Annotated in this window: 13 protein-coding genes; 9 read left to right on the top strand and 4 right to left on the bottom strand. The window is 67.1% G+C overall.

What is annotated here, in order from left to right:
- The first annotated feature begins 70 nt into the window (after nucleotides 1–70).
- Nucleotides 71–691: a DUF4126 domain-containing protein gene (locus AC58D2_RS09345; protein ID WP_497389588.1), complete on the top strand. Its 621-nt coding sequence runs from the start codon at nucleotides 71–73 to the stop codon at nucleotides 689–691.
- Here the strand turns inward: AC58D2_RS09345 and AC58D2_RS09340 are convergent.
- The 3 genes from AC58D2_RS09340 to AC58D2_RS09330 all read right to left on the bottom strand — a co-directional run bounded on the left by AC58D2_RS09340 (nucleotide 688) and on the right by AC58D2_RS09330 (nucleotide 4,104).
- Nucleotides 688–1,911 (bottom strand): NAD(P)/FAD-dependent oxidoreductase, encoded by a 1,224-nt coding sequence (locus AC58D2_RS09340; protein WP_497389586.1) that lies wholly within the window; start codon nucleotides 1,909–1,911, stop codon nucleotides 688–690. The two genes, AC58D2_RS09345 and AC58D2_RS09340, sit on opposite strands and share 4 nt — an antisense overlap.
- A 97-nt stretch (nucleotides 1,912–2,008) precedes the next feature.
- The gene (gene hutC / locus AC58D2_RS09335; protein WP_497389584.1) at nucleotides 2,009–2,731 is read right to left on the bottom strand and encodes a histidine utilization transcriptional repressor HutC; all 723 of its coding nucleotides are present in this window, start codon (nucleotides 2,729–2,731) and stop codon (nucleotides 2,009–2,011) included.
- The gene (locus tag AC58D2_RS09330) at nucleotides 2,728–4,104 is read right to left on the bottom strand and encodes a formimidoylglutamate deiminase (protein ID WP_497389582.1); all 1,377 of its coding nucleotides are present in this window, start codon (nucleotides 4,102–4,104) and stop codon (nucleotides 2,728–2,730) included. The genes hutC and AC58D2_RS09330 overlap by 4 nt, the downstream gene beginning before the upstream one ends.
- Nucleotides 4,105–4,189: 85 nt before the next feature.
- Here AC58D2_RS09330 and hutI point away from each other — a divergent pair, with 85 nt between their 5' ends.
- The 6 genes from hutI (at nucleotide 4,190) to AC58D2_RS09300 (ending at nucleotide 13,031) form a co-directional block, all read left to right on the top strand.
- Nucleotides 4,190–5,389 carry an imidazolonepropionase gene (gene hutI, locus AC58D2_RS09325; protein ID WP_497389957.1) on the top strand — a complete coding sequence of 400 codons (1,200 nt, stop codon included), beginning with the start codon at nucleotides 4,190–4,192 and terminating at the stop codon, nucleotides 5,387–5,389.
- Nucleotides 5,386–6,915: a histidine ammonia-lyase gene (gene hutH, locus AC58D2_RS09320; RefSeq protein ID WP_497389580.1), complete on the top strand. Its 1,530-nt coding sequence runs from the start codon at nucleotides 5,386–5,388 to the stop codon at nucleotides 6,913–6,915. Before hutI ends, hutH begins: the two co-directional genes overlap by 4 nt.
- The gene (gene hutG, locus AC58D2_RS09315) at nucleotides 6,915–7,718 is read left to right on the top strand and encodes an N-formylglutamate deformylase (RefSeq protein WP_497389578.1); all 804 of its coding nucleotides are present in this window, start codon (nucleotides 6,915–6,917) and stop codon (nucleotides 7,716–7,718) included. The genes hutH and hutG overlap by 1 nt, the downstream gene beginning before the upstream one ends.
- A complete protein-coding gene (gene hutU, locus AC58D2_RS09310; protein ID WP_497389576.1) occupies nucleotides 7,715–9,382 on the top strand; it encodes a urocanate hydratase in 1,668 nt (555 codons plus the stop codon). Before hutG ends, hutU begins: the two co-directional genes overlap by 4 nt.
- 268 nt (nucleotides 9,383–9,650) lie before the next feature.
- Nucleotides 9,651–12,047: a membrane-bound PQQ-dependent dehydrogenase, glucose/quinate/shikimate family gene (locus AC58D2_RS09305; RefSeq protein ID WP_497389574.1), complete on the top strand. Its 2,397-nt coding sequence runs from the start codon at nucleotides 9,651–9,653 to the stop codon at nucleotides 12,045–12,047.
- 18 nt (nucleotides 12,048–12,065) lie between these two features.
- Nucleotides 12,066–13,031 (top strand): cation diffusion facilitator family transporter, encoded by a 966-nt coding sequence (locus AC58D2_RS09300; protein ID WP_497389572.1) that lies wholly within the window; start codon nucleotides 12,066–12,068, stop codon nucleotides 13,029–13,031.
- A 71-nt stretch (nucleotides 13,032–13,102) separates the two neighbouring features.
- Here the strand turns inward: AC58D2_RS09300 and katG are convergent, their stop codons facing one another.
- On the bottom strand, nucleotides 13,103–15,304 hold the full coding sequence (gene katG, locus AC58D2_RS09295; protein ID WP_497389570.1) for a catalase/peroxidase HPI: 2,202 nt from the start codon (nucleotides 15,302–15,304) through the stop codon (nucleotides 13,103–13,105).
- Nucleotides 15,305–15,660: 356 nt separating this feature from the next.
- Here katG and AC58D2_RS09290 point away from each other — a divergent pair, with 356 nt between their 5' ends.
- Entirely contained in the window at nucleotides 15,661–15,813 is a 153-nt protein-coding gene (locus AC58D2_RS09290) for a hypothetical protein (RefSeq protein WP_497389568.1), read from the top strand.
- 164 nt (nucleotides 15,814–15,977) lie between these two features.
- Nucleotides 15,978–16,982, top strand: coding sequence for an NAD(P)H-dependent flavin oxidoreductase (locus AC58D2_RS09285; RefSeq protein WP_497389566.1), 1,005 nt, complete (start codon nucleotides 15,978–15,980; stop codon nucleotides 16,980–16,982).
- Nucleotides 16,983–17,014: the final 32 nt, after the last annotated feature.

Below are 17,014 nucleotides of genomic sequence, written 5' to 3'. Positions count from 1 at the left end.
CAGGCCATTGCGAGCCGGGACGATGGCGTGCAGGATAGCCCCGCAAGCAACCGGTCGGGAGAGGACTGTCGTGAGCATCATCGAAATCCTCGGGGTGGCGGGCAGCCTGAGCCTCCTGGCGGGGTGGCGCCTCTATCTGACGATCTTCGCCGCCGGCGTCGCGATGACGTTCCACTGGCTGCCGCTTCCCGAACATTTGCAGGCGTTGCAGATTCTGGCCAATCCCTGGGTATTGGGAGTCGCGGCCATAGGGACGGCCGCCGAATTTCTCGCCGACAAGGTCGCCTGGATCGATTCGGCCTGGGATACCGTTCACGGCGTCATCCGGCCGCTCGGCGGCGCGCTGCTCGCGTTGGCGCTCGTCGATTCGTCGGATCCGGCGTGGCAAGTCGTCGCCTTCCTGCTCGGCGGAGGCGGCGCCCTGCTGAGCCATGGGGCCAAGGCCACGACCCGGGCGGTGGTGAACATCAGCCCCGAACCGTATAGCAATGCCGTGGTGTCGACCGGCGAGGATGTCGCGACCGGCGGGCTGCTGGCGCTCGCCATCGCCTTCCCGCCGCTCGCCATCGGCATCGCAATCCTGCTCGCCGTCGCGGCGGTGGTGGTGATCGTCGCGCTGAGGCGTTTGCTCCGCAACGTCAAGGCGACGCTGAAGCGCGCGTTCGACGGAGCCCCGCCGCCCGTCGCCTAGCCGGGCAACAGCGCCTTGAGCGGCGTGGCCGTGTCGGCGAGCTGTTCCGGCGTGGCGGTCACGCCCGCTGTGACGATCATTCGGCCCTGCACATAATCCTTGGTCGCATTGACGCAGTCGAGCGCGATGACCTTGCCGGCCTTGAGGTACACGACAGAGAAGCTGCGCGTAGCGGGGGCGCCGCGCAGGACTGCCTGGTCGTGGCCGGTCGAAAGCCCCGCGGTCTGGAGTTTCAGATCATACTGGTTCGACCAGAACCAAGGGATCGCATGATAGGGTGCCTCGGCGCCGCAAATGCCCTTCGCCACGACATTGGCCTGGTCATTGGCATTCTGGACCGACTCCAGACGGATACACGCGCCCTCGGCAAAGGCGTTCTCGTGCGCGGCGCAATCGCCGATCGCATAGATGTCGGGCAGGCTCGTCTTGCAATAGCCATCGACGAGCACGCCGTTGCCGCCTTCGGCCCCCGCCGCGATCAGCGGCTCGACCGCGGGGACGATGCCGATGCCGACGATCACCAGGTCGGCAGGGATCACCTCGCCATCTGCAAGCCGGACGCCGGTCACTTGATCGCTGCCTTCGATCGCCGCAACCGACACGCCGAGGCGGACGTCGACGCCATGCTCGCGATGCTCCTTTTCATAGAAGCGCGACAGAACCTCGCCCGCGACGCGCGCGAGCACGCGGTCGAGCGCCTCGAGGAGCACGACCTTTTTCCCCGCCTTGCTCAGCACCGCCGCGGCCTCGAGGCCGATATAGCCGCCGCCGATCACGACGATCTGTTTCGCCGTCTCGGCAGCGGCCTTCATCGCGTCGGCGTCGGCGCGGGTGCGAACCCCCTGCACGCCCGGCAGGTCGCCGCCCGGAATCGGCAGCATCCGCGGACGCCCGCCGGTCGCCCAGACCAGCTTGCCATAGCCGATCGTCTCGCCGCCATCGGTGGTGACCGTGTGAGCGGCCGAGTCGACCGCAACGACGCGCTTGCCGAGCAGCATGGTCACGTCGCGCTCGTCCCAATATCTGGCGGGGCGCAGCTGGATGCGCTCGAATTCCTTCTCGCCGGCGAAATATTCCTTCGACAGCGGCGGGCGCTCATAGGGCAGTTCGGGTTCGTCGCCGACGATCGCGATGCTGCCCTCGAACTTCTGCGTGCGCAGCATGATCGCGACCTGCGCCCCGCCATGCCCCCCGCCGACAATCACCACATCGAAATGCATGAAAACCCGCCTCCCGCTGCTACCATTCGGTTCGGCAGCGCCCCTGACATGCCGCGTCGACACATACAAGGCGGACCCGCGAAAAGCCGCGCCGCCCTCAAGCCCCCGCCTTGGTGCGCGCTGCACCGAAGCGGGCGATCAGGTCATAGGCCGAGCCCGGAAAATGCTGGCGCACCAGCGTGATCCCCTCGTCGCCGCGCCATGTCCGCCGCTCGATGAACAGGCACGCGGCGCCGCTTTCGATTTCAAGCCGCATCGCGACCGTCCGGTCGGCGGGGACAGCGGATATCCGCGTCTCCGCTTCGGTCCAGGGTACATGGGCGAGCAGCCACGCGCCCGGCGAAGCGTTGGCGAAATCCTCCAGCGCGATTTCGGGCACCGACCCCAGGCTGACGAGGCGCGTTTCGCTGGCGAGCGGCCTATCGTCGGCGAAATGCACACCGTCCAGGACGAGCAGTTCGCCGCGCCCAGCCAGCTGCATTTCTTCGGGCCTCGCCGGATCGGCAGCGCGCATTTTCCGGTCGATCAACGCGAAACGATAGCGCTGGTCGCGCTCCGTGACCTCCTGTTCCAGGTCGGGAATGTCGAGCATCATCGAATGCACGCGCGGGCGCGCGACGAACGATCCCGCACGCTTGCGCCGTTCGATCAACCCCGCCGCCGCGAGCGCCGACAGCGCCTTGCTGACCGTCATCCGCGCGCAGCCATAGTCGCGCATCAACGCCTGCTCGGTGGGCAGGCGCGCGCCGGGGCGCAGCGTGCCCGACAGGATCGCCGCCTCCATCTCGCTGCGGATGCGCTCGTGCAGCGGCAGCGTCATGCGAAGAGCCTGCCGAGCGCGCGGCGATAATCGGCCGCAATCGCGTCGCGCGCGACATGGCGGCCGCCGCGCACGACTTCGACGCCGCGCCGCCAGACGCGGTCGATCGCTCCGCGTCCCGCCGCAAAGAGCAGCGAGTCGGCGAGCCACGGCCCCGACCGGCCAAAGAGCGAAGCATGGCTCTCGTCGAGGCTGACGATGTCGGCGGCGTGCCCGACCGCGAGCCCCGCCTCGACCCCGAGCGCCTGTGCCCCGCCCGCAAGCGCCGCGTCGAACAGATCCTGGCCGGTCGAGCGCTCGGCCCCCGCGGCGAGGATGTTGCGCGCGCGGCCTGCGAGCCGCTGGCCATATTCCAGCCAGCGCAATTCTTCGGTCATATCGATCAGCACGTTCGAATCGGAGCCGACGCCGAAGCGTCCACCCGCCTCGCGCCAGGCGGGCATCGGGAAGATCCCGTCGCCGAGATTGGCCTCGGTCACCGGACACAGCCCCGCGACCGCGCCGCTCGCCGCGAGCGCCGCGGTTTCCTCGGCGGTCATGTGGGTCGCGTGGACGAGGCACCAGCGCGCATCGACCTCGGCGTGGGCGAGCAGCCATTCGACCGGCCGCTGCCCGCTCCAGGCGAGACAATCCTCCACCTCCTTCACCTGTTCGGCGATATGGATGTGGATCGGCGCCGCGCCGGCGAGGTCGAGCAGCGCGGCAAGTTCGGCGCCCGTCACCGCGCGCAGGCTGTGCGGCGCGATGCCGACCACCGCGTCGGGCAACTCCGCCGCCGCTGCCCGCGCGGCGTCGAGCAGGCGCGCGAAGCCGTCGATATCGTGCAGGAAACGCCGCTGCGCCGTGCTCGCTTCGGCGCCGCCGAAACCGCCATGCGCATAAAAAACCGGCAAATGGGTGAGCGCAATTCCCGTCTCGTCCGCCGCGGCGACGATCGCGCGGCTCATCGCCGCAGGGTCCGAATAGACGGTACCCGCCGGGTCGTGGTGCAGGTAATGAAACTCGCCGACGCGGGTGAAGCCGCTTTCGAGCATCTCGGCATAGGCAAGCGCCGCGATCGCGCGCAGCCCGTCGGGATCGATAGCATCGACGAAGCGATACATCGTCTCGCGCCACGTCCAGAAACTGTCGTCGCCCGGCCCGCGCACTTCGGCGAGCCCCGCCATTCCCCGCTGAAACGCATGGCTGTGGAGGTTTGGCATCCCCGGCAGCGCAATCGCGTGCCGCTCGTCGCCCGGCAGGGCCTCGGCGCCCTGCACGATCGTCGTCACCAGCCCGCCCGCAATCCCGATACGGACATTCTCCTCCCACCCGCCGGGCAGCAATGCGCGGCGGAAATGCAGGGTGTGGGCAGCGGGAGCGCGATCGGTCATCGGCGGCCTTTCAGGATGCGGCAATTATGTCTATACATTATTGCCGATCGATGCAATGAGTCGGGCGAAGGGAGATTCGCGCGTGATGCGGTGCGACACAATATGGCGCAAGGCACGGCTCGCGACGATGATCGCCGACGATCCGGGGATCGTCGAGGCGGGACTGATCGCCGCGAAAGACGGCCGGATCGTTTATGCGGGCGCCGAGGTCGACGCGCCCGCGCTCGACGCCGCCGAGATCGTCGATTGCGAGGGACGCTGGATCACGCCGGGCCTGATCGACTGCCACACCCACCTGATCCACGCCGGCAATCGCGCCCGCGAATTCGAACTGCGGCTCGAGGGCGCGTCCTATGAGGAGATCGCGCGCGCCGGGGGCGGCATCGTATCGACGATGAAGGCGACGCGTGCCGCGAGCGAGGACGAACTCGTCGCCTCCGCCCTCCCGCGCCTCGACGCGCTGATCGCCGAGGGCGTCACCACGGTCGAGATCAAGTCGGGCTATGGCCTCGATACCGACAGCGAAATCCGCATGCTTCGCGCCGCCCGGCGGCTGGGAGAGGTGCGCGATGTGCGCGTCGCGACGACCTTCCTCGGCGCCCATGCGCTGCCGCCCGAATATGCGGGCGACGCCGACGCCTATATCGCGCATGTCGCGGACGCCATGCTGCCTGAGGTCGCGCAGGCCGGCCTCGCCGACGCAGTCGACGCCTTTTGCGAAGGCATCGGCTTCAGCGCCGCACAAACCGAACGCGTCTTCGAAGCCGCGAAGCGCGCCGGCCTGCCGGTCAAACTCCACGCCGAACAGCTTTCGAACCAGCACGGCGCCGCGCTCGCGGCACGCTATGGTGCGCTGTCCGCCGACCATCTCGAATATCTGGACGCCGACGGGATCGCCGCGATGGCGGCGGCGGGGACCGTCGCGACATTGCTACCCGGCGCTTATTATTTCACGCGCGAAACACGGCTGCCGCCGATCGCCGCACTCCGCGCGGCCGGGGTGCCGATCGCACTCGCGACCGACTGCAACCCCGGCACCTCGCCGCTGACCTCGATCCTGCTCGTGATGAACATGGGCGCGACGCTGTTTCGCCTGACCGTCGCCGAATGCCTGCTCGGCGTGACCCGCCATGCCGCCGCTGCACTCGGACTTTCTGGCAGTATCGGCACGCTCGAAGCCGGCAAGGCGTGCGACCTTGCGATCTGGGACATCGAGCAGCCCGCCGATCTCGTCTATCGCATGGGGCTGAACCCGCTCCATGCCCGCATCCGGAGTGGTCGATGACCGACATGATCCTGAACCCCGGCGCCGTTTCGCTCGGCGACTGGCGCGCCATCTATCGCGGCGCGGCGCCGCGGCTCGCCCCCGCCTGCGCGCCGCGCATCGCCGATAGTGCCGAAGCGGTGCAGCGTATCCTTGCCAAGGGCGCGCCGGTCTATGGCATCAACACCGGCTTCGGGAAGCTCGCGAGCGTGCGCATCGGCGATGCCGACCTCGCGACGCTCCAGCGCAACATCGTGCTCAGCCATGCCGCCGGCACCGGCGAGCCCTCGCCTGTTCCCGTCGTCCGGCTGATGATGGCGCTCAAGCTCGCGAGCCTCGCGCAAGGCGCGTCGGGCGTCCGCCCCGAAACCGTCGCGCTGCTGGAAGCGATGCTGGCGAAAGGCCTGACCCCGGTCGTCCCTTCGCAAGGTTCGGTCGGCGCGAGCGGCGACCTGGCGCCGCTGTCGCACATGGCGGCGGCGATGATCGGGGTCGGCGAAATCGACCTTGCGGGCGAGCGCCTGACCGCCGCCGACGCGCTGAGCCGCGCCGGGCTCGCCCCGCTCGAGCTCGCGGCGAAGGAAGGGCTCGCGCTCCTCAACGGCACGCAATTTTCGGCCGCCAACGCGCTAGCGGCGTTGTTCGAGACCGAGACCCTTTTCACCGCCGCGCTCGTCACCGGCGCGCTGTCGACCGAGGCCGCCAAGGGCTCCGACACGCCCTTCGACGCGCGCATTCACGAGTTGCGCCGCCACCGCGGTCAGATCGAGGTCGCGGCGGCGCTGCGCGGCCTGATGGCGGGATCGGAAATCCGCGCCTCGCACCGCGACGACGACCCGCGCGTGCAGGATCCCTATTGCCTGCGCTGCCAGCCGCAGGTGATGGGCGCCGCGCTCGACCTGCTCCGCCAGGCCGCGACGACGCTCGAGATCGAGGCGAACGGGGTTTCGGACAATCCGCTGATCTTCGCGGGCGCCGACGAGGCGCTGTCGGGCGGCAATTTCCACGCCGAGCCCGTCGCCTTCGCGGCCGACATGATCGCGCTCGCGATCTGCGAGATCGGTTCGATCGCCGAGCGCCGGATCGCAATGCTTGTCGATCCTGCGCTGTCGGGCCTTCCCGCCTTCCTCACGCCGCAGCCGGGGCTCAACTCGGGCTTCATGATCCCGCAGGTCACCGCCGCGGCGCTGGTCAGCGAGAACAAGCAGCGCGCCTATCCCGCGAGCGTGGACTCGATCCCGACCTCGGCGAACCAGGAGGACCATGTGTCGATGGCGGCGCACGGCGCACGGCGCCTGCTCGCGATGGCGGAAAATGCCAGCGCGGTGATCGGGATCGAACTGCTCGCCGCGGCACAGGGCTGCGACTTCCACGCCGGCCTGACCTCGTCCGCGGCGCTCGAAGCGGTGCGCGGCCTGCTGCGCGCCGAGGTGCCGATGCTCGACCACGACCGCCATTTCCACCCCGACATGGATGCCGCGAACGCGCTCGTGCGGCGCGGCGCGGTGACCGAAGCGGCGGGACTGGCGCTGCCGGGGATCGCTTGATGGACTGGCTGCGCATCCACCGCGGCGACGCACCTTTGATCGTCGCCTTCCCGCACGGCGGCACCGGGCTCGCCGCGCGCAAGGATGCCTTCGTCTCGGCATGGCGCGCGCGGTTCGACACCGACTGGTGGATCGAAGACCTTTATGGCTTCGTGCGCGACATCGGGGCGACGACGATCGCCACCGACATCTCGCGCAGCGTCATCGACATGAACCGCGACCCGTCGGGCGCCTCGCTCTATCCGGGGCAGGCGACGACCGAACTGTGCCCGACGACGACCTTCGATGGCGACCCGCTCTATATCGAAGGCATTCCGAGCGCGGGCGAAATCGAACAGCGCCGCCGCGCCTTTCATACCCCCTATCATGCCGCGCTCGCCGCCGAGATCGAGCGGCTGCGCGCGCAGCACGGCCGCGTCGCCCTCTATGACGCCCATTCGATCCGCAGCCGCGTGCCGCGCCTTTTCGACGGCGAATTGCCGCAATTCAACATCGGCACCGACGGCGGCGCGACCTGCGCCCCCGAGCTGGAAGCCGCGGTCGCCACGGTCTGCGCCGCAAGCGGGCACAGCCAGGTCGTCAACGGCCGCTTTCGTGGCGGCTGGACGACGCGCCACTATGGCCGCCCCGAAAGCGGCGTCCACGCGATCCAGATGGAGCTCGCGATGCGCGGCTATATGGCCGAGCCCGCGACACTCGACGAACGAAGCTGGCCCAGCCCACTCGACCCGACCCCCGCGATCGCCTCCGTGCTGCAACAGGTGATCGCCGCCGCGCTCGACTTTGCGAAAGGAAACCCATGACCCGCCTCGACAACAGCCGCGTCATCAAGGCGCCGACCGGCAGCGAACTGAACGCGAAAAGCTGGCTGACCGAGGCGCCGCTGCGGATGCTGATGAACAACCTTCATCCCGACGTCGCCGAGCGGCCCGAGGAGCTGGTCGTCTATGGCGGCATCGGCCGCGCCGCCCGCGACTGGGAAAGCTATGACAAGATCGTCGAGGCGCTGAAGCGGCTCGAGGGCGACCAGACCCTGCTCGTCCAGTCGGGCAAGCCTGTCGGCGTCTTTCGCACCCACGCCGATGCGCCGCGCGTTCTGATCGCGAACAGCAACCTCGTCCCCCATTGGGCGAATTGGGAGCATTTCGCCGAACTCGATAAGCGCGGGCTCGCGATGTACGGTCAGATGACCGCCGGCTCGTGGATCTACATCGGCACGCAGGGCATCGTGCAGGGCACCTACGAAACCTTCGTCGAGATGGGGCGCCAGCACTATGGCGGCGACCTCGCGGGCAAATGGCTGCTCACCGCAGGCCTCGGCGGTATGGGCGGCGCGCAGCCGCTCGCGGCGGTCATGGCGGGTGCCTCGTGCCTCGCGATCGAATGCCAGCCGAGCCGTATCGAGATGCGCCTGCGCACCGGCTATCTCGACAAGGCCGCGCAGTCGATCGAAGAAGCGATGGCGATCATCGAGCAAAGCTGCGCCGACAGGACACCGGTGTCGGTCGGCCTGCTCGGTAACGCCGCCGAAATACTGCCCGAACTCTACGCCCGCGGCATCCGCCCCGACCTGCTCACCGACCAGACGAGTGCGCACGATCCGGTGAACGGCTATCTGCCGGTCGGCTGGAGCGTCGCCGAATGGGTGGAGAAGCGCGAAAGCGATCCCCCGGCCGTCGCGAAGGCGGCAAAGGCCTCGATGGCGGTGCATGTTCGCGCGATGCTCGATTTTCAGGCCGCGGGCGTCCCGACCACCGACTATGGCAATAATATCCGCCAGGTCGCAAAGGACGAAGGCGTCGAAAATGCGTTCGATTTCCCGGGCTTCGTCCCCGCCTATATCCGGCCGCTCTTCTGCCGCGGCATCGGCCCCTTTCGCTGGGCGGCGCTGTCGGGCGATCCCGACGATATCTATCGCACCGATGCGAAAGTGAAGGAACTGCTGCCCGACAATGCGCATCTCCACCGCTGGCTCGACATGGCACGCGAAAAGATCAAGTTTCAGGGACTGCCGGCGCGCATCTGCTGGGTCGGGCTCGGCGACCGCCACCGGCTCGGCATGGCGTTCAACGACATGGTTGCATCGGGCGAGCTCAAGGCACCGGTCGTGATCGGCCGCGACCATCTCGATTCGGGCTCGGTCGCTTCGCCCAACCGCGAGACCGAAGCGATGCGCGATGGCAGCGATGCGGTCAGCGACTGGCCACTGCTCAACGCGCTCCTCAACACCGCGAGCGGTGCGACCTGGGTGTCGCTGCACCACGGCGGTGGGGTCGGCATGGGCTATTCACAGCACAGCGGCATGGTGATCGTCGCCGACGGCACCGACGAAGCGGCGAAGCGGCTCGAGCGCGTGCTGTGGAACGACCCCGCGACGGGGGTGATGCGCCACGCCGACGCCGGTTACAAGATCGCGATCGACTGTGCGCGCGAAAAGGGCCTCGACCTCCCCGCACTTCTCGGGTGAGCGAATGGCGCCAGCCGCTACCGGCTGATCTCTGCCCGTGCGCTCCCGCGAAGGCGGGAGCCCATCTCCTGCCGGTGCCGGCTCGAACCGGTCGGAGATGGGTCCCCGCCTACGCGGGGACACACCATTTTTCGCAGACGGCTCACTCAAAAGGCGATCCGCCTCCATGCGGGTAGGTCACCATCCGACCCCAGATCGGAACGTTTCGGCGGCGCGGCGCATTAGGGAGGTGCAATCCTCCCCTAGTCCCAGCATCAAGGAGCCGGCGATGACCCGCTTCCGCCAGATTTTTCCCGCTCCCCCCGTCGCACTGACCGTCGGGGCGATCGTCGCGCTGATCGCGATCATTCTGCTTGTCGGGGGAATATGGCTCGCGGCGCTCGGCGGGTCCGCCTATTATCTCGTGACGGGTGCCGCGATGCTCGCGGCGGGCCTGTTGCTGATGCGCGGCCGCATGCTCGGCGCATGGATTTACGTCGCGGTCGTCTTTTTCACCCTGCTTTGGGCCTTTTGGGAGGTCGGCGGGAACGGCTGGGCGCTTGTCCCGCGCGTGATCGCACCGGCCATATTGCTGATTGCCGTTCTCTTCGCGATGGCGGCGCTGTCGCTGCGACCGCGGCGCTGGCGCTTTGCGCTCGGCGGTAGCGCGCTCATCATCCTGTTCATCGCCATCGGCGGCGCGACGCTTGGCTGGCTCAACGCCCCGCGCCCGCTGTCGCCTTTGCCTGCGAACCGCATGGCGATGGCCGACCCGGCGCTAATGCAGGCTGGCACCGACTGGCCCGCCTATGGCGGCACCGAAAGCGCGCGCCGCTATTCGCCGCTCGGCCAGATCACGCCGGCCAATGTCGGCAAGCTGAAACGCGCGTGGATGATCCACACCGGCGATCTGCCCTCGGCGGCGGCCAAGGGCACCTATGGCGCCGAAAATACCCCGCTCAAGATCGGCAACAGCCTCTACGTCTGCACGCCCAAGAATATCGTGATCGCGCTCGATCCGGCGACCGGGAAGCAACGGTGGCGGTTCGATCCGAAAGTGCCGGACGACGCGATCCCCTATACCGCGGCATGTCGCGGTGTGAGTTACTATGCCGTCCCCGGCGCCGCCGCAGACCAGGCGTGCGCGCGGCGCATCATTTTCGGAACGCTCGACGCGCGGCTCTTCGCGATCGATGCCTCCACTGGGCGCCCGTGCGACGATTTCGGCGCCAACGGTCAGGTCGATACCAAGATCGGTATGGGCAACACGCCTCCGGGCTATGTCTCGATCAACTCGCCGCCGACGATCGTGCGCGGCGTTGTCGTCACCGGGCATCAGGTTCTCGACGGACAGGACCGCTGGGCCCCTTCGGGCGTGATCCGCGGCTTCGACGCGGTCACCGGCAAGCTCAAATGGGCGTGGGACATGATGCATCCCGACTGGAACGGCTATCCGCCCGCCGGCCAGACCTGGGCGCGGGGTACACCGAATATGTGGACCATCGCATCGGGCGACGAAGCCCTTGGCCTCGTCTACCTGCCTATGGGCAATTCGGCCGCGGATTATTATTCGGGGCTGCGTCGCCCGCCGGAAAACGAATATGCGACCTCGCTCGTGGCCCTCGACGTGACGACGGGCAAGCCGCGCTGGCATTTCCAGGCGGTGAAGAAGGATGTGTGGGATTACGACTTCGGCGCGCAGGCGACGCTGGTCGACTACCCATCCGCATCCGGCGACATCCCGGCGATCGTGCTGCCGTCGAAACAGGGCGACATCTATGTTCTCGATCGACGCACGGGCAAGCCGCTGACCCCCGTCGGGACCATCAAGGCCCCCGGAGGCGGCGTCGAACCGTCCGAACGGGCGACGACGCAGATCGTGTCGCTGTGGCATACGCTCCGCAAGCCCGACCTTACCGAAAAGGATATGTGGGGCATGTCGCCGATCGACCAGATGATCTGCCGCATCCAGTTCAGGAAAGCGAGCTACAAGGGCTTTTATACCCCACCCGAAAGCATGCGGCGCTCGATTGAATATCCCGGCTATAATGGCGGCACCGATTGGGGCGGCATCGCGGTCGATCCGGTGCGCGGAGTGATCGTCGCCAATTACAACGACATGCCCAATTATGTCCGCCTCGTCCCGCGCAAGAAGGCGAACGAGATGGGGTGGGCGCCGCGCGATCAGGCGCGCGGCAATATCGGCGGCGCCGAGGGCGCGGGCGATCCGCAGGCGCATACCCCCTATGCGATCGACGTCAACGCCGGCTGGCGCCTGCCCTTCACCGGCATGCTCTGCAAGCAGCCCCCCTATGGCGGCATCCGCGCGATCGATATCGCGACCGGCAAGACGATCTGGGACCGCCCGCTCGGCACCGCGCGCACCAACGGCCCGTTCGGCATCCCGTCCATGCTGCCCGTGACGATCGGCACGCCGAACAATGGCGGCGCGGTCGTCACCGCGAGCGGTCTGGTCTTCATCGCCGCCGCGACCGACAATCTGATCCGCGCGATCGATCTCAAGACCGGGAAGACGGTGTGGTCGGACGTGCTGCCCGCTGGCGGACAGGCGACGCCGATGACCTATGAAGCGAACGGCAAGCAATATCTCGTCATCTATGCCGGGGGGCATCATTTCATGGAAACGCCGGTCGGCGACGAAGTGGTCGCCTATGCCTTGCCCTGACCGAGCGGGCTGCGGTGCGTGAGCAGCCACGGGGCCTTTCGGCACATCAAGGCGAACGTCGTGCTATATGGCGCGCTGTTCGCCAATCTCGGTATCGCGGTGGCGAAGTTCGTCGCCGCCGCGATCAGCGGATCTTCTTCCATGCTGTCGGAGGGCGTCCACTCGCTTGTCGATAGCGGCAACCAGATGTTGCTTCTCTATGGGCAGGGGCAGGCAAAGCGTCCGCCCGATGCCTATCACCCGTTCGGATATGGCCGCGAACTCTATTTCTGGGCGTTCGTCGTCGCGATTCTGATCTTTGCCGTGGGCGCGGGCGTTTCGCTCTATGAAGGCTGGGTGCATATCGCGCGTCCCGAGCCGCTGCGCGATCCGACGATCAACTATATCGTCCTTGCGATTGCCTTTGCGCTCGAGGGCGCGTCGTGGACGATCGCCGTCCGCGAATTCGGCGCGCGGCGCGGCCGGGCGAGTTGGTGGCAGGCGGTGCGGCGCTCGAAAGACCCCGCGAGCTTCATCGTGCTGTTCGAAGACAGCGCGGCGCTGCTCGGCCTGATCATCGCTGCGGCCGGCGTCTGGTGGAGCCATGCGTCGGGAGACGCGCGCATCGACGGATTTGCATCCGTTGCGATCGGTCTGATCCTTGCGGCGGTGGCGATCCTGCTCGCGCGCGAAGCCAAGGGCCTGTTGATCGGCGAAAGCGCCGACCCCGACCTGATCGATGCCATCTGGCGTATCGTCGACAGCCATGACGAAATCACCGCGGTCAACCATGTCCGTACGGTGCATACGGCGCCGGATTCGGTGTTCGTTGCGATCAGTGCCGACTTCGAGGACGGGCTGACGATGGGCGACGGGGAGCGGTTGATCGAGACGATCGAGGCCGAAATGAAAGCCGCATCGCCCGATATCGGGTCGATCTATATCCGGCCCGAAAAGCGCAGCGACGCCGTCGTCACGCCGCGGCCGTTCGAACGATCGCCCTGAAAAAATGACCCGCCCCCGGGCCCATGTCCCCGGGGGCGGGCCGCGACCCTCGGCCTGCGGCGCGAAGCCGGTCAGGCGAGGTCGAACCGGTCGGCGTCCATCACCTTGGTCCAGGCCTTGACGAAATCCTTGACGAACTTCTCTTCATGGCCGGTTTCGGCATAGACCTCGGCCACCGCGCGCAGTTCGGCGTTGGACCCGAACACGAGGTCGGCGCGGGTCGCGCGCCAGGTCTCGCCGCCGCTCTTGCGATCGGTCGCGACATATTCCTGATCGTCCGAACCCTCGACCGCCTTCCAGACATTGGTCATGTCGAGCAGGTTGACGAAGAAGTCGTTGGTGAGCTGGCCCGACCGCCTGGTGAAATGGCCATGCCCGCGTTCGCCGTGATTGGCGCCGAGCACGCGCAGCCCGCCGACCAGCACCGTCATCTCGGGCACCGAGAGGCCGAGCAGCGAAGCGCGGTCGAGCATCATTTCCTCAATCTTCACCGCCAGCTTCTTCTTGCCGACATAGTTGCGGAACGCGTCGGCCTCCGGCTCCATGACCGCGAAGCTGTCGGCATCGGTCTGCTCCGCTGTCGCATCGCCCCGGCCGCCGGTGAACGGCACCGCGACGTTGAAGCCCGCATCCTTGATCGCCTTTTCCAGACCCACGACGCCGCCGAGGACAATGGCATCGGCCATCGACATCGAACCGCGCAACCCGTCGAGCGTGTCGAGGACCTTTGCGAGCATCGCGGGTTCGTTGACGTCCCAGTCCTTCTGCGGCGCGAGACGGACGCGCGCGCCGTTGGCCCCGCCGCGGAAATCGGACTTGCGGAAGGTGCTGGCCGACGCCCAGGCAGTCTTGATCAACTGGCTGACGGTCAGGCCGCTCGCCGCGATCTTGTCCTTTACCGCCTTGACCTCGGCATCCGATGGCATCGTGCCGGCGGGGATCGGGTCCTGCCAGATCAGATCTTCGGCGGGCACTTCGGGGCCGAGGTAGCGGACCTTCGGCCCCATGTCGCGATGCGTCAGCTTGAACCAGGCCCGCGCGAAGGCGTCGCGAAACGCGGCGTGATCTTCGCGGAACCTCTCGCTGATCTTGCGATAGTCGGGGTCGCGCTTCAACGCCATGTCGGCGGTGGTCATCATCGTGGGCACCTTTTTCGAGGAGTCCCACGCCGCCGGCGCCATATCTTCCTCTTTCTGGTCGATCGGCTGCCACTGGTTCGCGCCGGCCGGCGACTTCACCAGTTCATAGTCGTAGTCGAACAGCAGCCGGAAATAATTGTCGGTCCATTTGTCGGGGGTGTTGGTCCAGGCGCCTTCGATGCCGCTGGTGACGGCATGTTCGCCGATGCCGCCATGCTCTTCGCCGCTGACCCAGCCGAAGCCCTGCGCCGCGAGATCGCCGCCGGCGGGTGCCGCGCCGAGCGTCGAGGCATCACCATTGCCGTGCGCCTTGCCGAACGTATGGCCGCCCGCAGTCAACGCCACGGTCTCCTCGTCGTTCATCGCCATGCGCGCGAAGGTTTCCTTCATGTCGCGCGCCATGCCCTCATCGTCGTGGGGGTTGCCCTGAGGCCCTTCGGGATTGACGTAGATCAGGCCCATCTGGATCGCGGCGAGCGGACCTTCCATGACTTCGAAGCCATGCGTCGGGTCGATGCGCGTCTGGACGCCTTCGTTGACCCATTTGTCCTCGCTGCCCCAATAGATGTCGCGTTCGGGCTCGTAGACGTCGACACGGCCCCCGCCGAAGCCGAACACCGGCCCGCCCATGCTTTCGATCGCGACATTGCCGGTCAGGATGAACAGGTCGGCCCAGCTGATCTTGTTGCCATATTTCTGCTTGATCGGCCAAAGCAGCCGCCGCGCCTTGTCGAGATTGCCATTGTCGGGCCAGCTGTCGAGGGGGGCGAAACGCTGTTGCCCGCTGTTGGCGCCGCCGCGACCGTCGGCGGTGCGATAGGTGCCTGCGGCGTGCCAGGCCATGCGGATGAAGAAGGGACCATAGTGACCATAGTCGGCCGGCCACCACGGCTGGCTGTCGGTCATCAACGCGGTCAGGTCGTCCTTCAGTGCCTGATAATCGAGCGACTTGAATGCCTTTGCATAGTCGAAGTCGTCGCCCATCGGGTTCGACGATCCATTGGGGTTGAGGATTTCGGTGGCGAGCATCTCCGGCCACCAGTCCTTGTTGGTCCGGCCAAGCAGCGCGCGGACGCCGCCGGGCTGGTGCATCGGGCATCCCTTTTCGGGGTCGATGGGGGTCGGGTCGTTCATGCAGTCTCTCCTCTCTTCGGTCTGGCTTATGGGGTGATGCGCAAGGATGACCGGCGCATGACGCGCCGGCGGAGGCGAGCCTCGCCGGACGGCGTCTGCGACAGGGGCGATCGTGAGTCGATGGCATCCATCCTTTCGATCCAACGCATGCAGGATAGGCCCGATCCCTCGGTTCCAAAAAACCGAATAAGATGGATTGAGTGATTGACGCGGCCGATTAGTCGTCCCTCCATCGGGCGACCGCCGCGCCGCCGCCACGCCCCGCCGCAGCGGGGGAACATGCAGGGTGCGGACCGGGTTCTGCCAAGTGCCGCGGACATAATGGCATGGCTGCGGCGTTTTGCAGGAGACGGATAATGGCCAATCAGAATCAGCAAGGCCAAAAACCCCAGCAGGCGGATCGTGATCGCGACAGCCAGCAACAGCAGCAGGGCGGCCAGAACCGCCAGCCGGGCGAACAGCCCCGCCGCGATCAGCAGCAGGATCGCGACCAGAACCAGCAGCGCTGATCAGGCTGCATGAAAAAAGGGGCCGCCCCGCGCCGGGACGGCCCTTTTTTTCGCCCCCGAGCCCCGGCCTTTTCCAGTCCGGCCGCAGGCTGATCCCCGGATAGTTTTCGCCGCTTGTCGCGAGCGGATTGCGCATGTCGTCTTGTGCTGGCAAAGGCGCATCGATGAGCAAATTACATGATCTGATGGCGCGTGGGACCGAACTGCTGGGCAGCGACCACGCGATATTGTGCGGGGCGATGAGCTGGGTTTCGGAGCGTAACCTGGTCAGCGCAATCAGCAACGCCGGTGGCTTCGGCGTCATCGCCTGCGGCGCGATGACACCCGACCTGCTCGATGCCGAGATCGCGGCGACCAAGGCGCTGGCCAGGCGCAATTTCGGCGTCAACCTGATCACCATGCACCCGCAGCTGTTCGACCTGATCGACGTGTGCACGAAACATGGCGTCGGGCATGTCGTGCTCGCCGGCGGCCTGCCGCCGAAGGGCAGCCTGGAAGCGATCAAGGCGTCGGGGGCGAAGGTCATCTGTTTCGCGCCCACGCTGGCGCTGGCGAAGAAATTGATGCGATCGGGCGTCGACGCGCTGGTCATCGAGGGGATGGAGGCCGGCGGCCATATCGGCCCGGTGTCGACGAGCGTGCTGGCGCAGGAAATCCTGCCCGCACTGTCGCATGAATTGCCGATATTCGTCGCCGGCGGCATTGGTCGCGGCGAGGCGATCGCGGGATATCTGGAAATGGGCGCGTCGGGCGTGCAGCTCGGCACACGGTTCGTGTGCGCGAAAGAGAGCATCGCACACCCCAATTTCAAAAAGGCGTTCATTCGCGCTTCGGCGCGCGATGCCATCGCCAGCGTCCAGATCGACGTCCGCCTGCCGGTCATTCCGGTCCGCGCGCTGAAGAATGCGGGGACCGAGGCCTTTACCGTCAAGCAGCGGGAGGTCGCAGGTCGCCTCGATGCCGGCGACGTCGACATGGCCGAAGCGCAGTTGCAGATCGAACATTATTGGGCCGGCGCGCTGCGCCGCGCGGTGATCGACGGGGACGTCGAAAACGGGTCGTTAATGGCAGGGCAATCGGTCGGCATGGTATCGGGCGAGGAAAGTGCCGCTGAAATCGTCGCATCGTTGGTGCAACAGGCCGAAGCGGCCTTGAACAATCGGGGTTGACGTCGCATGACCGTTGCGGCTGGGGAGAGCAT

Source organism: Sphingopyxis sp. CR5 (assembly GCF_059693785.1).
Note: the sequence above shows the minus strand (reverse complement) of the source record. Positions and strands in the feature narration are given on the sequence as shown.

What these genes read in the sequence shown, in the direction of transcription:
- hutI (WP_497389957.1), top strand. Translation starts at nt 4,190, where the DNA reads ATGCGGTGCGACACAATATGGCGCAAGGCACGGCTCGCGACGATGATC.
- hutH (WP_497389580.1), top strand. Translation starts at nt 5,386, where the DNA reads ATGACCGACATGATCCTGAACCCCGGCGCCGTTTCGCTCGGCGACTGG.
- AC58D2_RS09285 (WP_497389566.1), top strand. Translation starts at nt 15,978, where the DNA reads ATGAGCAAATTACATGATCTGATGGCGCGTGGGACCGAACTGCTGGGC.
- AC58D2_RS09330 (WP_497389582.1), bottom strand. Translation starts at nt 4,104, where the DNA reads ATGACCGATCGCGCTCCCGCTGCCCACACCCTGCATTTCCGCCGCGCA.
- hutU (WP_497389576.1), top strand. Translation starts at nt 7,715, where the DNA reads ATGACCCGCCTCGACAACAGCCGCGTCATCAAGGCGCCGACCGGCAGC.
- AC58D2_RS09305 (WP_497389574.1), top strand. Translation starts at nt 9,651, where the DNA reads ATGACCCGCTTCCGCCAGATTTTTCCCGCTCCCCCCGTCGCACTGACC.
- katG (WP_497389570.1), bottom strand. Translation starts at nt 15,304, where the DNA reads ATGAACGACCCGACCCCCATCGACCCCGAAAAGGGATGCCCGATGCAC.
- hutC (WP_497389584.1), bottom strand. Translation starts at nt 2,731, where the DNA reads ATGACGCTGCCGCTGCACGAGCGCATCCGCAGCGAGATGGAGGCGGCG.
- AC58D2_RS09340 (WP_497389586.1), bottom strand. Translation starts at nt 1,911, where the DNA reads ATGCATTTCGATGTGGTGATTGTCGGCGGGGGGCATGGCGGGGCGCAG.
- AC58D2_RS09290 (WP_497389568.1), top strand. Translation starts at nt 15,661, where the DNA reads ATGGCCAATCAGAATCAGCAAGGCCAAAAACCCCAGCAGGCGGATCGT.
- hutG (WP_497389578.1), top strand. Translation starts at nt 6,915, where the DNA reads ATGGACTGGCTGCGCATCCACCGCGGCGACGCACCTTTGATCGTCGCC.